At 59.5% G+C, this 14375-nt stretch carries 10 protein-coding genes; 5 read left to right on the top strand and 5 right to left on the bottom strand.

Annotated features, from left to right (window positions below; translation table 11 throughout):
• Positions 1–15: 15 nt before the first annotated feature.
• From FJW00_RS05405 to fes, 3 genes are all read right to left on the bottom strand, one after another.
• A complete protein-coding gene (locus FJW00_RS05405; RefSeq protein WP_140923232.1) occupies positions 16–3936 on the bottom strand; it encodes an enterobactin synthase subunit F in 3921 nt (1306 codons plus the stop codon).
• Positions 3929–4150 (bottom strand): MbtH family protein, encoded by a 222-nt coding sequence (locus FJW00_RS05400; RefSeq protein ID WP_009092432.1) that lies wholly within the window; start codon positions 4148–4150, stop codon positions 3929–3931. Before FJW00_RS05400 ends, FJW00_RS05405 begins: the two co-directional genes overlap by 8 nt.
• Positions 4151–4235: 85 nt before the next feature.
• The gene (fes, locus tag FJW00_RS05395; protein ID WP_140923231.1) at positions 4236–5462 is read right to left on the bottom strand and encodes an enterochelin esterase; all 1227 of its coding nucleotides are present in this window, start codon (positions 5460–5462) and stop codon (positions 4236–4238) included.
• Between the two features lie 239 nt (positions 5463–5701).
• On the opposite strand from fes, the gene FJW00_RS05390 reads away from it, so the two are divergent.
• Positions 5702–7966: a TonB-dependent siderophore receptor gene (locus tag FJW00_RS05390; protein ID WP_140923230.1), complete on the top strand. Its 2265-nt coding sequence runs from the start codon at positions 5702–5704 to the stop codon at positions 7964–7966.
• A gap of 137 nt (positions 7967–8103) precedes the next feature.
• Here the strand turns inward: FJW00_RS05390 and dacB are convergent, their stop codons facing one another.
• Positions 8104–9537 (bottom strand): serine-type D-Ala-D-Ala carboxypeptidase, encoded by a 1434-nt coding sequence (gene dacB, locus FJW00_RS05385; RefSeq protein ID WP_009092423.1) that lies wholly within the window; start codon positions 9535–9537, stop codon positions 8104–8106.
• A 250-nt stretch (positions 9538–9787) separates the two neighbouring features.
• Here dacB and greA point away from each other — a divergent pair, with 250 nt between their 5' ends.
• A complete protein-coding gene (gene greA, locus FJW00_RS05380) occupies positions 9788–10264 on the top strand; it encodes a transcription elongation factor GreA (RefSeq protein WP_140923229.1) in 477 nt (158 codons plus the stop codon).
• Between the two features lie 106 nt (positions 10265–10370).
• Here greA and yhbY read toward each other — a convergent pair whose 3' ends face one another.
• Positions 10371–10664, bottom strand: a complete 294-nt coding sequence (gene yhbY, locus FJW00_RS05375) for a ribosome assembly RNA-binding protein YhbY (RefSeq protein WP_009092420.1) — start codon at positions 10662–10664, stop codon at positions 10371–10373.
• Positions 10665–10791: 127 nt separating this feature from the next.
• Between yhbY and rlmE the strand changes: the two genes are divergently transcribed.
• From rlmE to folP, 3 genes are all read left to right on the top strand, one after another.
• Positions 10792–11421 (top strand): 23S rRNA (uridine(2552)-2'-O)-methyltransferase RlmE, encoded by a 630-nt coding sequence (gene rlmE / locus FJW00_RS05370; RefSeq protein ID WP_009092419.1) that lies wholly within the window; start codon positions 10792–10794, stop codon positions 11419–11421.
• A gap of 113 nt (positions 11422–11534) precedes the next feature.
• Positions 11535–13460 (top strand): ATP-dependent zinc metalloprotease FtsH, encoded by a 1926-nt coding sequence (gene ftsH, locus FJW00_RS05365; RefSeq protein WP_009092418.1) that lies wholly within the window; start codon positions 11535–11537, stop codon positions 13458–13460.
• A 79-nt stretch (positions 13461–13539) separates the two neighbouring features.
• A complete protein-coding gene (folP, locus tag FJW00_RS05360; protein WP_009092417.1) occupies positions 13540–14373 on the top strand; it encodes a dihydropteroate synthase in 834 nt (277 codons plus the stop codon).
• Positions 14374–14375: the final 2 nt, after the last annotated feature.

Here is a 14375-nt window from a genome sequence, read left to right as displayed (position 1 = left end):
CGCAGGAGAAGGCGGCTACGGATTCAGCGACGCCAGTATCTGCTGCAGGCGGGGACCTATCTGTTCAAACATGCGGGGTGAGACGATCTCTACATGGGCACAGTCCAGCGGCCAGATCGTCAGCCCGCCGAGGTAAGGTGCCCAGGCGCGACGTGCATCCTGACCGGGCTGCTGCGTCTGTTGCGCCAGAAACAGCGTCGCCTGTCCGCTGAAACGGGCACTGCGCGCCGTGGCCAGCAGCCGCACGGAACGGGCGTAATTGCTCTCAATGGTGGTGAACAGCGTCTCCATACCTTCACCCGCCTGCTGACGCTGCGTCGCGATAAACTGCTCGCGCTCGCGGTTAACCTCCTCCAGCACCGCCGGATCCAGCACGTTCTCGCCGCGCCGTGCATCCCAGTTTTGCGTTTCCGGCGGCCAGGTGTCGAGCAGCCCGAGGAAGGCAACGGTTTCGCCTTCCGCTTCCAGCCGCGCGGCAATCCCCTGTGCCAGCGTGCCGCCCAGCGAGTAGCCCAGGAAATAGTAAGGCCCCTGAGGCTGCTGCTGTCGCACCGTCGCCAGATGAGCATCACACACCGCATCGAGATGCTGCGCCTGGCTGAGCGGGCTGGTGAGGTCGGGTGACTGAATGCCCAGCAGCGACCAGCGCGGGTCCAGATAACGCGTTAATGCGCTGAACTGCCAGGCAAAACCGGAGGCGGGATGGAAACAGAACAGCGTCGGGCCCGTGCTGCGCCGCAGCGGCAATACCGTCTCAAACCCGGCGCGGGCCGCCCCGGCAGAGGGGCCGCTGAGCAGAGCCGCCAGCTGTTCCACCGTGGAGGCCACCATAATCTGCCCCACCGACACCGGCTGATCCAGCGTCCGGCGCAGCTGCGCCGCCAGACGCATCGCCAGCAGCGAATGCCCTCCCAGCAAGAAAAAGTCATCCTGTGCGCTGACTGACTCACGCTCCAGCAGCGAAGCAAACGCCTGAGCCAGCGTGCTTTCCAGTCCGGGGCAGGGCGCGCGCCCGGCGATCCTGGCCTGAGTCTGTGGCAGCGGCAGGGCTTTACGATCGAGCTTGCCGTTGCTGCTGAGCGGCAGGCTCGCCAGCTGAACAATCGCCACCGGCACCATGTGCGCGGGCAGCCGGGTGGCCAGCCGCTGGCGCAGGGCGTCCGCGTCAATCGTCTCATCGGCAACGACATAACCGACCAGCTGTCGGGCATCACCCTGCTGATCGCCGCCGCCGCCCAGCACGGCCGCGTGCGTCACCGCCTGCTCGATGCCCGGCAGGGCGGCCATCGCCAGATCGATCTCATTCAGCTCAATGCGCTGTCCGCGAATTTTAAGCTGATCGTCACTGCGGCCCAGATATTCCACTGCGCCATCCGGCAGCCAGCGTGCCACGTCGCCGGTGCGGTACATCCGGGTGCCGTCACCCCAGGGATCGGCCACAAAGCGGCTGGCCGTGAGGTCGGGACGATCCAGATAGCCGTGCGCCAGCTGGACGCCGGTCAGCCAGAGATCGCCGGCAATGCCCGGCGGCACCGGCTGCAGACGGGCATCCAGGATCCGCAGGCCGGTGTTCCAGACCGGGAAGCCAATCGGTACGCTGGCGCCTTGCACGGCGGCCAGCTCTGCGCCGGAGGCCGGATAGTAGCTGACATCCACCGCCGCTTCGGTCGGGCCATAGAGGTTATGCAGCGGCACCCCGGTCAGCGTCTGCCACTGACGCGACAGCGCGGCGGGCAGTGCTTCACCGCTGCAGAAGACCCGACGCAGGGTGGCGCAGCAGGCTGCCGCCGCCTCCTCCTGCAGCGCAGCGACAAAGGCGGCCAGCATCGATGGAACAAAGTGGGTGGTGGTCACGCGGTAGCGGGCAAACAGCTGCCTCAGCGCCTCCGGGTCGCGGTGCGCATCGGGCGGCGCCATCACCAGCTGCGCACCGGCGATCAGGGGCCAGAAGAACTCCCAGACGGAGACATCAAAGCTGTCCGGCGTCTTCTGTAACACCACATCCTCCTGACCCAGCGGATAGCGATCCTGCATCCATAACAGGCGGTTGACGATCGCGGCGTGACTGACCAGCACGCCCTTTGGCCGCCCGGTTGAGCCGGAGGTGTAGATGAGGTACGCGCCATCCTGCGGGGAGGGCGCCTGCGACGGCATCGCCTCAGCGGGGGGTAACAGCGTGTCGTAAAACAGCGGTGTGACCGGCGAGAGCGCCGCCAGCCGGTCAGCCAGTTCACGGCGGGTGATCAGCGCTTTTGGCGTGGCGTCTGCCAGCATCATCTTTAATCGGTCGTCGGGATACCCGGTGTCGAGTGGCAGCCAGGTGGCCCCCACGCTGACGATCGCCTGCAGCGCCAGCGATAAAAACACGGAGCGCGGCAGCGCCACGGCGACAATATCTCCCCGCGCCACACCCCGGGCGATCAGCTGCTGTCCCAGCGCGGCGACCTGCTGCTGCATCTGCTGATAGCTGAGCTGATGCGACGCATCGGTCAGCGCCGGTGCCTGCGGCGTTCGTTCAGCCTGCAGCAGCAGCAGGCTGCTCAGCGTGGCCGGGGGAAGCGTCACGGCGGTCTGATTGATCGCCGCCAGCTGCCGGTGCTCGTCCGGCATCAGCATATCCAGCTCGCCACAGGCACGCGCGGGCTGGCTGGCAAGCTGGGAGAGCAGCCGATCAAAACGGCGGGCATGCTGCTGCACCAGGGCGTCACTGTAGCGCTGCACGTTTGCCAGCAGCGCCAGCGTCAGATCGCCCTGATCGTTCAGATAAATAGCCATCTCCAGATCGCGAACCGGGCCGGACGCCAGCTGATGGGTGATGCCCGCTGTACCGGCGAAATCGAGCTGGTAGTCGAACATCTTCAGGTTAATCACCGGCCCGTAAAGCGGATCGCTGTCGCCGTGACGACCCAGATCGCGCTGCACCTGCTCTGCGTCATAGCGCTGATGACGACGCATTTTTCTGACTTCACCCGCCAGCCGGGCCGCCAGAGCTGCCAGCGGCTGGGCCGGATCGTAATGCACTGCCAGAGGCAGCACGTTGATCACCGGACCGGTGGCGCAGAGCGCCGCCGAGCCGATGCGGCGCATAAAGATGAAACCGGCGGCAAAATCGTTCTGACCGGTCAGACGCGCCAGCCACAGCGCCACCAGCGCCACGGCCGTATCTGCCGCGCTGAGGTTCTGCTGCCCGGTGTGCTCAAGCAGCTTCTGAAAGGCGCTTCGATCCACCGTGATGCTGTGACGCCGCAGATCCGTGCTGGCGTGCTGACCGGCCAGCGGCAGCGGGGAGAGGGAGGCGGGGGCAGGTAACGCTGCGCCTTTCTCCAGCCAGAACTGGCGGTCGCGCTGCCAGGCTGCCGATTGCTGATAGCGCTGATACTCCTCAACCACCTCGCTGAACGGCACAAACGGCGTCGGCGGCGGCGTGTCGCCGCGCTGCCAGGCGCTGTAGAGATCGGCGATACGGCGGGTCAGGGCGGTAAAGCTGAAACCATCCACCACCAGATGATGGTAGCGCTGATACCAGTACCACTGCTCCTCACCCAGTCGCAGCAGGCTGTGATGGCAGAGTGGCGCACCGCTCAGCACCCGCAGATCGCCCGACAAATCTTCCTGCATCCGCGCCCGCGCGGCGGCGTGCGGATCGGCGGCGGCGCGCAGATCGATCACCTCGGGTAAGCGGAAATGCTGCGCGACAGGCCACTGCAGCGGTTCGCCGTCCCGCTCGCCAAAGGCCATGTTCAGGGTGTCCGCCTCCTGCATGCCCGCCACGATAGCGCGGGAGAGCAGCGCGCTGTCCAGTGCGCCCCGCAGTTCCACAAAATGTGCCACGGCGTAGGCATTGCTATAGGGCGAGAGCTGGTCAGCGATCCAGATACCGGGCTGGGCAGCCACCAGCGGCAGCGTTTTCTGTGGTGTCATGGAGAGTTCAGACATGATCGCTCCGGCTGGCTTCTGCGGTGACGGGGCGGATATCGTGCCAGTGTTCATTCAGCCACGTCAGGCAGTGTGCCTGTGGCGCGGGGCCCCATACCGGCTGCCACCCGGCCGGGATCGCACAAAAGGTGGGCCATAAGCTGTATTGCTGCCGATCGTTCTTCAGTACCAGACACGCCTGCTGCGGGTCGTCAAAAGGGTGAGGTTGTTGCATATCAGTCTCCTGACCACCATCGCGGAGCGCGCTGACGCCCCGATTCTGCCCGTGGCACCCTGCAGTGGCGGGCAGGCGGCGGACGTTAAGCCAATGAGGATGATGGCCACAGGGTTTTCAGGCCGGTCAGCAGCCCGCCGCGCCAGCAGAGTGCATCGTGACCGCCTTCCACCGGGTGATAGCTGACCTGATGTCCGGCATCGGTCAGATCGCGCTGGAACTGCTGATTTGCGGCCAGAATCAGCCGCTCGCGCCGACCCGCTTCCAGATAAAAGCGCCGTGGCGGTGCCTGCAGCAGGCCCTGCTGTAACTGCTGCGGCAGCCAGCCGCTGGGATCGTCGCGCCCGGGCCACCAGAAAGAGCCGGAAAGGCTGACGGCACCGGCAAAGGTGTCGGGCCAGGTCAGCGTGGCGTAAGCGGCAGCGAGGCCGCCAAAACTCTGGCCGATCACCAGCGTGCGGTCGCTGTCAATACGGCAGGGCGTCTGGTGCGCAACCTGTGGCAGCAGCTCATGCTGAACGGCCAGCCAGAAGTCAGGGTTGCAGGTCAGCTCGCGCGTGCGGTGTTCACGATCGATAATGTCGATCATGACATAGACCGCCGGGGGCAGTTCGCCTGCCGCGGTGAGCTGCTGAAGCGGACCGGCAACCGGCATGCTGTGCGCCCAGAACTGTCCATCCAGCAGCAGTGCCAGCGGACGCGCGCCAGCATCGGCCTCGCCGGTCACACAGATCCAGATCTGACGCTGGTTTCCCAGCCGTTTGCTGCGCCACTGAAAGTGTTGCAGCGGTATCGCGGCGGCGCGGCCTTCATCGACCGCCCGCCAGACCTGCTGGTCAGGCGCATGAGGCAGGTGCAGCGGCGAGTGTGACATACCGCGTCCGCCCGCCCAGCCACGCAGCGGATTGAGCGGGTCGTTTTGCGCCTGCGGAAATTTCTGCTTCCACCACTGCCGTAACGCCTGCGCATCGCTCTGGCCGGTAAACGGCTCAGCCTGCGCATCCGGGATCAGAAAGTAGCTGCCACGCCAGTCAGCGGGCAGGGTGGTTTGCCACCACCAGACATCGGTGTGGGCCAACGGAGAGAGTGAAACAGGGGCGGCGGCATGATGATGATCGGTCACGCCGGTAATATTGATCCAGACGCGGCGGGTATCCGAGCTCTGTGTGTCGCCCTGCGGATCGCGCCAGAAAAAGGTGACCTGACAGGTGCCCGCGTCATCCGGTTCAATCAGCGGAATTCCCCGCTGCTGCTGCTGTTGCCACCAGCGTTCACTGCCGGTTTCTTCGTTTAACCAGGTCATACGCGCCATCGTTCGAACAGACGAAATCTGTGCCATAAATGATATAAATAATAGTATTGATAATTATTTGCATTTGCAATAGGGTGTTTCCGCTCGTCAGGGCGTGTGTGCATTTTCTCTGCCGCACCGGCTTTCAGCGGGGTGTCTCGCGGTGCTGAAATCAGCCGGGCAGGAAGGGGATCAGGGACATTACCTTTTTACCGGCGCGCTGGCAGTGGCATCCCTGCTGGTCGTCCAGGAACAGAAAAATGAAAAAGTTATCGCGGCTTTCACTGGCCATTATGATTGAACTGGGTTTCACCGCCTCTCTCATCTCTGCCGGTGCCGTGGCGGCCAGCAGCAGCGATCCGGCGCTTAACAACACCGCGTCAGACAGCCTTAACGACAGCACCATGATGGTGACCGCCGCCGAGCAGACGCTGCAGGCGCCGGGTGTCTCGACCATTACCGCCGACGAAATCAAAAAGCACCCGCCGGCGCGCGATGTCGCCGAAATCATCCGTACCATGCCGGGCGTCAATCTGACCGGTAACTCCACCAGCGGTCAGCGCGGCAACAATCGTCAGATCGATATCCGCGGCATGGGCCCGGAAAATACCCTGATCCTGATTGATGGTCTGCCGGTGACCAGCCGTAATGCCGTCCGGCTGGGCTGGCGTGGCGAGCGTGACACGCGCGGCGACAGCAACTGGGTGCCGCCAGAGATCATCGATCACATCGAGGTGATCCGCGGCCCGGCAGCGGCCCGTTACGGTAACGGGGTGGCGGGCGGCGTGGTGAACATCATTACCCGAAAAGAGATGGATCATCAGTGGCACGGCTCGTGGAGCGCCTACTACAACGTGCCGGAGCATAAGGATGAGGGGGCCTCCCGACGCACTAACTTCAGCCTTGAGGGGCCGCTGGGGGATGATGTCAGCTTCCGCCTCTATGGCGGGCTGGCAAAAACGCAGGCAGATGCGTATGACATCAATGAAGGGCACGCCGCCGCCCGTACCGGAAGCTATGCCGGATCGTATCCGGCGGGCCGGGAAGGCGCAGTCAACAAAGACATTCATGGTCTGCTGCGCTGGGCCTTTGCGCCGATGCAGGCGCTGGAAGTGGGAGCCGGTTTCAGCCGTCAGGGCAACCTCTACGCCGGGGATACGCAGAACACCAACACCAGTGATCTGGTGAAAAGTAAATATGGCGATGAGACTAACCGGCTCTATCGGCAGAATGTCTCTGTCAGGTGGACCGGTGCCTGGGACAATGGCGTCAGTACCAATACGTATGCGCAGTATGAGAATACCCGCAACTCCCGGCTGAACGAGGGGCTGGCGGGCGGGACGGAGGGCATCTTCTCCGACAGCCATTTCAACACCATCCAGCTGGATGATCTGCTGCTGCACAGTGAGATCAGCGTGCCGTTTGAGTGGCTGGTGAATCAGACGGCGACCTTTGGCACCGAGTGGAATCAGCAGCGGATGAAAGATCCGTCGTCAACCACGCAGGCTGCCAGCTACGGTTCCATTCCGGGGATCGCCACCACCGGCCGCTCTCCCTATTCTCAGGCGGAGATTTTCTCGCTGTTTGCCGAAGACAACATTGAGCTGACCGACAGCACCATGCTGACGCCGGGAGTGCGTTTTGATCATCACTCGATCGTGGGCGATAACTGGAGTCCGTCGCTCAACCTGTCTCAGGGGCTGGGCGATGAGCTGACCCTGAAAATGGGTATCGCCCGTGCTTATAAAGCGCCGAGCCTCTATCAGACCAACCCCAACTATCTGCTCTACAGCAACGGCCAGGGCTGCGCCGCCAGTACCGGAGCCTGCTACCTGATGGGGAATGATGATCTGAAAGCAGAAAACAGCATCAACAAGGAGATTGGGCTGGAGTGGAAGCGTGACGGCTATCAGGCCGGACTGACCTGGTTCCGTAACGACTACCGCAACAAGATCGACGCGGGCAGGGTGCCGACCGGCACCGCCTCTAACGGCAAAACGGACATCTACAAATGGGAAAACGTGCCGAAAGCCCTGGTCGAAGGCGTGGAAGGCACGATCAACGTTCCCTTCTCCGACAGCGTGACGTGGAACAACAACTTCACTTACATGCTGCAGAGTAAGAACAAAGAGACCGGGGACCGCCTGTCAGTGATTCCGGAATATACGCTCAACTCTACGCTCAGCTGGCAGGCGATGGCGGATCTCTCCCTGCAGACCACCCTGACCTGGTATGGCAAGCAGGTCCCGAAGAAGTATGACTATAAAGGTAACGCCGTCACCGGCAGTGCAACCGATCAGGTCAGCCCCTATTCGGTGGTCGGCATGAGTGGCACCTATGACATTAACGCCTCTGTCAGCGTCACCGCAGGCGTCGATAACCTGTTCGACAAGCGTCACTTCCGTGAGGGCAATGCACAGACCACGGGTAATACACGAACCGGCGCTTACCTCTACGGGGCAGGGGCCAACACCTTCAATGAGTCGGGCCGCACCTGGTACATGAGTGTGAACACCCGCTTCTGATTGATGCAGTAATAACCGGGTCGGGAGAAGGCTGGCCGCCGTGACTGAACGGGGGAGAGGCTGTCGCAACGCCGTCCGGAGAAGATGATTAAAACGCAGCAGGTCGATGACCCGCTGCGTTTTTTGTTACGCGCGGATCAGTTGTTCTGATTGATATCGCGGTAGAGCCGGCTCTCAAAACGGACCAGCGGAATACGGCGGGTACGCTGATCCTCTGGCGGAACCGCATAGCCGGAGAGGAACTGGACAAAGGCAACCCGCGCACCGCTGGAGGTGGTGATAAAGCCCGCCAGGTTATAGACCCCCTGCAGGGAACCGGTTTTCGCCGAGACTTTGCCATCCAGTCCCGCTTCATGCAGCCCGCCGCGATACTGCAGCGTGCCGTCATAACCCGCCAGCGGCAGCATCGAAATGTAATCCAGCGTATTGTCATTCTTCGCAATGAATTGCAAAACCTGCATCATGGTCTGCGGCGAGATCAGGTCATGGCGTGACAGACCGGAACCATCCACCTGAATGCTGTTGCCCATATCGATGTTGGCTTTGGCTTTCAGTATGCGGCGCACGGCGTCCTGACCGGCGCGGAACGTGCCAGGCACATTGAAGTAGTGGTGGCCGATGGTGCGGAACACCGTATCAGCAATCATATTGTCTGACTTCTTCAGCATGGTGTGCAGCAGGGTATGCAGCGGCGCAGACTGGGTGGAGGCGAGCACGGTGCCCGGTTCGGTGACCTGTGTCTGACGAACCAGATGGCCACTGTAGTCGATCTCTGACGCGCGCAGTTCCGCCTTGAGGATCTCGCCCGCCCAGGCCGCGCCATCCTGCACGGCAAAGGCCAGCGGCAGCGGCTCTGCACGCTGACGCATACAGCCGGTCAGGGTATAACGGTTCAGTTCACCCGGAACCACATCCAGTTCGCAATATTGTCCTTCGCCGCTGTTGCGGCCCAGGGTGCGAACCTGACTGTACATGTGTGCCGGATAGTAGGAGGCGATGCGGACAAACGCGTTTTCGCCCGGCGAACTGGCGCTGTAGAGCGACACCGAGAAGCAGTTCTTATCCACAATGGCGGCCCCTGGCGGGGCGCTGAAGCACTGGGTCATATCGTTCCACGGCCAGCCCGGTGCCATGTCGTGACTGGCAAACACGGAGGTATCAATCACCAGGTTGCCTTTGATATGGTTAATGCCCTGCTTCTTTATTGCCGCCACCATATTGCGCAGATCCTGGCGGCTTAAGGTGGGATCGCCGGCGAAACGGGCGACTAAATCGCCGTTCAGCGTGCCATCCACGATAGAGCCACGGGTCTCAAAGGTGGTCTGAAAACGGTAATCGCCGCCCAGTTCCAGCAACGCCGCGAGCGCCGTCACCACTTTCATGGTACTGGCGGGCAGGGCCATCTGTTTGCCGTGGTAATCGATGATCGGGGTTGATGCGCCCACTTTCTGCACCATCAGCGCCAGATTGGCGCCGTCTGGCAGGTACTGCATGTATTCATCAACTGGCGCTGCGTGTGCCTGCAGCATAAATGCGCAGCTTAATCCGGTAACAAGTCGTGAAAATCGCATAATCTCGCGGTAACTGGCAGGTGAGGGCGTCAATACTACGTCGCTGGGCGGTGCAAAGTAAACGATGACCCGCAGGGAACTCTGGGGTAAAATACGTATCAAATTGCAAAACTCTTTTCTGGCCTGGAAGCATCTCCGGGTCAGGATTCTTTTATTTGCAAAAAACGGGCTAATGCGCCGCAGAACGCTTTTTTCTGCAGTCACCAGTCAGGATGACACCGTTAAACAGGAAAGATGGCGAGGAGCTTAAATGAATCAGATTCCGATGACGTTGAGAGGCGCTGAAAGATTGCGCGAAGAGCTGAACGAGCTGAAAACCGTGAAGCGCCCGCGCATTATCGCCTCTATCGCTGAAGCACGCGAACATGGCGATTTAAAAGAGAACGCGGAATATCACGCTGCGCGTGAAGAGCAGGGTTTCTGTGAAGGCCGCATTCAGGAGATTGAAGCCAAACTCTCTAATGCGCAGGTTATCGACGTAACGCAGATGCCTAAAACCGGACGCGTGATCTTTGGCGCAACGGTAACCGTGCTGAATATCGAAACCGACGAAGAGGCGACTTATCGCATCGTCGGCGATGACGAGGCGGACTTTAAGCAAAATCTGATTTCTGTCAATTCGCCAATGGCGCGTGGCCTGGTGGGCAAAGAGGCGGATGAAGTCGCCATCATTAAAACCCCAGGCGGCGACGTTGAGTATGAGATCCTGAAGGTGGAATACCTTTAAAGTGTTGCTACGCTTTGAAAAGCGTTAAAGCACAATGTAAAGAAAGGAAAAAGGCCGCAATGCGGCCTTTTATCTGAGGTGGGAGCATGGCACTTTCTTTGCCCACTTAGCGTGGCAGAGAAATTTTGCTCTCCTTAGAGGGGCGATACAGCACCAGCGTTTTGCCGATCACCTGTACGTTGCTGGCACCGGTCTCACGCACGATAGCGTCAACGATCAGCTGTTTCGTTTCACGATCTTCCGAGGCGATTTTCACCTTGATCAGTTCGTGATGCGACAGAGCCTGCTCGATTTCGGCCAGCACGCCTTCAGTCAGGCCATTGCCACCCAGCATAACGACCGGCTTGAGCGGATGGGCGAGGCCCTTGAGGTGCTGTTTTTGTTTGGTACTTAGATTCATCGTAGTTTTTTACTTACTCAGGGATTGAAAACGGTTCATTCTACCGCCATCTCGGGTATATCACCAAATCGGCGCAACCCACTGCGTGCAGGTTTATCGCTACGATGACGATTTAACTGGAAATATTATGACGGGTAAAAAGCGTTCGGCCAGCTCGAGCCGCTGGCTTCAGGAACACTTTAGCGATAAATATGTACTTCAGGCGCAGAAAAAAGGGTTGCGTTCGCGTGCCTGGTTTAAACTTGATGAAATACAACAGGGTGACAAGCTTTTCAAACCCGGTATGACCGTGGTAGATCTGGGTGCTGCACCCGGTGGCTGGTCGCAGTATGTTGTACAGCAAATCGGGAACAAAGGGCGCATCATTGCCTGTGATATCCTGCCAATGGATCCGATAGTCGGTGTCGATTTCCTTCAGGGCGATTTTCGTGAAGAATCGGTGATCAATGCGCTGCTTGAGCGCGTTGGTGAAGAGAAAGTTCAGGTTGTCATGTCCGATATGGCGCCGAATATGAGTGGTACACCTGCCGTAGATATTCCCCGGTCGATGTATTTGGTCGAGCTGGCGCTGGAGATGTGTCGGGATATCCTGGCACCCGGCGGAAGTTTTGTAGTGAAAGTGTTTCAGGGAGATGGCTTCGATGAATACCTGCGGGAAATTCGCTCCCTGTTTACGAAAGTGAAAATTCGTAAGCCGGACGCTTCACGGTCACGTTCACGTGAAGTGTACATTGTGGCGACTGGGCGCAAACTATAACCAAATTGCTGGAGTTGTCCGCAGCTGAGCTGCGATTCCATGTATGCAGGATCTATAGTACCCTACGCTATCTGTTAACACCGTTGTAATATGAGGTTAATCCCTTGAGTGACATGGCGAAAAACCTGATTCTCTGGTTAGTCATCGCGGTCGTGCTGATGTCAGTATTCCAGAGCTTTGGGCCCAGCGAGTCGAATGGCCGTCGGGTTGATTATTCAACCTTCCTGTCGGAAGTGAACCAGGATCAGGTCCGCGAGGCACGTATTAACGGGCGTGAAATTAACGTTATTAAAAAAGACAGCAATAAATACACCACCTACATTCCTGTCAACGATCCTAAGTTGCTCGATAACCTCTTGACCAAAAACGTCAAAGTGGTTGGCGAACCGCCGGAAGAGCCGAGCCTGCTGGCTTCCATCTTCATTTCGTGGTTCCCGATGCTGCTGCTGATCGGTGTGTGGATCTTCTTTATGCGTCAGATGCAGGGCGGCGGCGGGAAGGGCGCGATGTCCTTCGGCAAAAGCAAAGCCCGCATGCTGACGGAAGACCAGATTAAAACCACTTTTGCTGACGTAGCCGGTTGTGACGAAGCGAAAGAAGAAGTGGGTGAGCTGGTTGAGTACCTGCGTGAGCCGAGCCGTTTCCAGAAGCTGGGCGGTAAAATTCCTAAAGGCGTGCTGATGGTGGGGCCACCGGGAACCGGTAAAACCCTGCTGGCAAAAGCGATTGCCGGTGAAGCGAAGGTGCCATTCTTTACCATCTCCGGTTCTGACTTTGTGGAAATGTTTGTCGGTGTCGGTGCATCCCGTGTGCGCGACATGTTCGAACAGGCCAAGAAAGCCGCGCCCTGCATCATCTTTATCGATGAGATCGACGCCGTCGGTCGTCAGCGTGGTGCCGGTTTAGGCGGGGGTCATGATGAACGTGAACAGACGCTGAACCAGATGCTGGTGGAGATGGATGGTTTCGAAGGTAACGAAGGTATCATCGTTATCGCCGCGACGAACCGTCCTGACGTACTGGACCCGGCGCTGCTGCGTCCAGGTCGTTTTGACCGCCAGGTTGTGGTGGGTCTGCCTGATGTCCGTGGTCGTGAGCAGATTCTGAAAGTGCATATGCGTCGTGTGCCGCTGGCAACCGACATCGATGCCGCCATCATTGCGCGTGGTACGCCTGGCTTCTCCGGTGCTGACCTTGCCAACCTGGTCAACGAAGCCGCACTGTTTGCAGCCCGTTCCAACAAGCGTGTGGTGTCGATGGTTGAGTTCGAAAAAGCCAAAGACAAGATCATGATGGGTGCGGAACGTCGCTCTATGGTCATGACCGAATCGCAGAAAGAGTCGACGGCTTATCACGAAGCGGGCCACGCGATCATCGGTCGCCTGGTGCCAGAGCACGATCCGGTGCACAAAGTGACGATTATCCCACGCGGCCGTGCGCTGGGTGTGACCTTCTTCCTGCCTGAGGGCGACGCGATCAGCGCCAGCCGTCAGAAACTAGAAAGCCAGATCTCGACCCTGTACGGCGGTCGTCTGGCAGAAGAGATCATCTACGGTGCAGAACATGTTTCTACCGGTGCGTCGAACGACATTAAAGTCGCGACCAACCTGGCACGCAACATGGTCACGCAGTGGGGCTTCTCGGACAAACTGGGTCCGCTGCTCTATGCAGAAGAAGAGGGTGAAGTGTTCCTTGGCCGTTCTGTTGCCAAAGCAAAACACATGTCTGATGAAACGGCCCGTATCATCGACCAGGAAGTGAAGCACCTGATCGACAGCAACTACCAGCGTGCCCGTCGCATCCTGGGTGAGAACATGGACATCCTTCACGCAATGAAAGACGCGCTGATGAAGTATGAAACCATCGACGCACCGCAGATCGACGACCTGATGGCGCGCCGTGAAGTGCGTCCGCCAGCGGGCTGGGAAGATCCCGGCAGCAACTCAGACAGCAACGGTACGCCGAAGGCGCCGCGTCCGGTCGATGAACCGCGTACGCCAAACCCAGGCAACACCATGTCAGAGCAGTACAATAAATAAGACGTTATCTCGTCAGACAAAACCCCGGCTGGTCCGGGGTTTTTTACATCCGGATAGTGACCCGTAAGGAGTTTCCGCCATGAAGTTGTTCGCCCGTGATTCCCATCTCGATTTATCTTTTCCTCATGTGATGGGCATTCTGAATGTCACGCCGGACTCTTTTTCTGACGGGGGTAAACATAACGCGCTGGTCGATGCACTGACCCATACCAATGAGATGGTCAATGCAGGAGCCACCATCATTGATGTTGGCGGAGAATCCACCCGTCCGGGCGCGGATGAGGTGAGTGTGGAAGAGGAGCTGGAGCGTGTCATTCCCGTCATCGATGCCATTGCCCAGCGGTTCGAAGTCTGGATTTCCGTGGACACCTCTAAAGCAGAGGTTATCCGCGAAGCCGCGCGAGTGGGTGCTCACATCATTAATGACGTGCGTTCGCTCTCTGAACCCGGCGCGCTGGAGGCGGCCGCGGCGACCGATCTGCCCGTCTGTCTGATGCATATGCAGGGCGAACCCCGCACCATGCAGCAGGCTCCCGCTTACGACAATATTTTAAGCGAAGTGGACACTTACTTCGCTCAGCAGATTGCGCGCTGTGAAGCGGCGGGTATCAAAAAAGAACGGCTGATACTCGACCCGGGCTTCGGTTTCGGTAAGAATCTCAGCCACAATTATGAACTGCTGGCCCATCTGGGCGATTTTCACCACTTCGGCCTGCCGCTGCTGGTGGGAATGTCCCGTAAATCAATGATTGGCCAGCTGTTAAATGTCGGCCCGTCACAGCGTTTAACCGGCAGCCTGAGTTGCGCGGTGATTGCAGCCATGCAGGGCGCGCAGATTATTCGCGTGCATGATGTGAAAGAGACGGCTGAAGCAATGCGCGTGGTCGAAGCGACCCGAAGAGCAAAAGGATAAAC

It is taken from the genome of Pantoea anthophila, from assembly GCF_006494375.1.
GTDB classification, from domain to species: Bacteria; Pseudomonadota; Gammaproteobacteria; order Enterobacterales; family Enterobacteriaceae; genus Pantoea; species Pantoea anthophila.
This window is presented reverse-complemented; position numbering and strand designations above follow the sequence as displayed.

Coding starts and splice junctions, on each gene's coding strand:
- FJW00_RS05405 (WP_140923232.1), bottom strand. CDS start 3,936: ATGTCTGAACTCTCCATGACACCACAGAAAACGCTGCCGCTGGTGGCT.
- rlmE (WP_009092419.1), top strand. CDS start 10,792: ATGACGGGTAAAAAGCGTTCGGCCAGCTCGAGCCGCTGGCTTCAGGAA.
- fes (WP_140923231.1), bottom strand. CDS start 5,462: ATGGCGCGTATGACCTGGTTAAACGAAGAAACCGGCAGTGAACGCTGG.
- FJW00_RS05400 (WP_009092432.1), bottom strand. CDS start 4,150: ATGCAACAACCTCACCCTTTTGACGACCCGCAGCAGGCGTGTCTGGTA.
- folP (WP_009092417.1), top strand. CDS start 13,540: ATGAAGTTGTTCGCCCGTGATTCCCATCTCGATTTATCTTTTCCTCAT.
- greA (WP_140923229.1), top strand. CDS start 9,788: ATGAATCAGATTCCGATGACGTTGAGAGGCGCTGAAAGATTGCGCGAA.
- ftsH (WP_009092418.1), top strand. CDS start 11,535: ATGGCGAAAAACCTGATTCTCTGGTTAGTCATCGCGGTCGTGCTGATG.
- FJW00_RS05390 (WP_140923230.1), top strand. CDS start 5,702: ATGAAAAAGTTATCGCGGCTTTCACTGGCCATTATGATTGAACTGGGT.
- yhbY (WP_009092420.1), bottom strand. CDS start 10,664: ATGAATCTAAGTACCAAACAAAAACAGCACCTCAAGGGCCTCGCCCAT.
- dacB (WP_009092423.1), bottom strand. CDS start 9,537: ATGCGATTTTCACGACTTGTTACCGGATTAAGCTGCGCATTTATGCTG.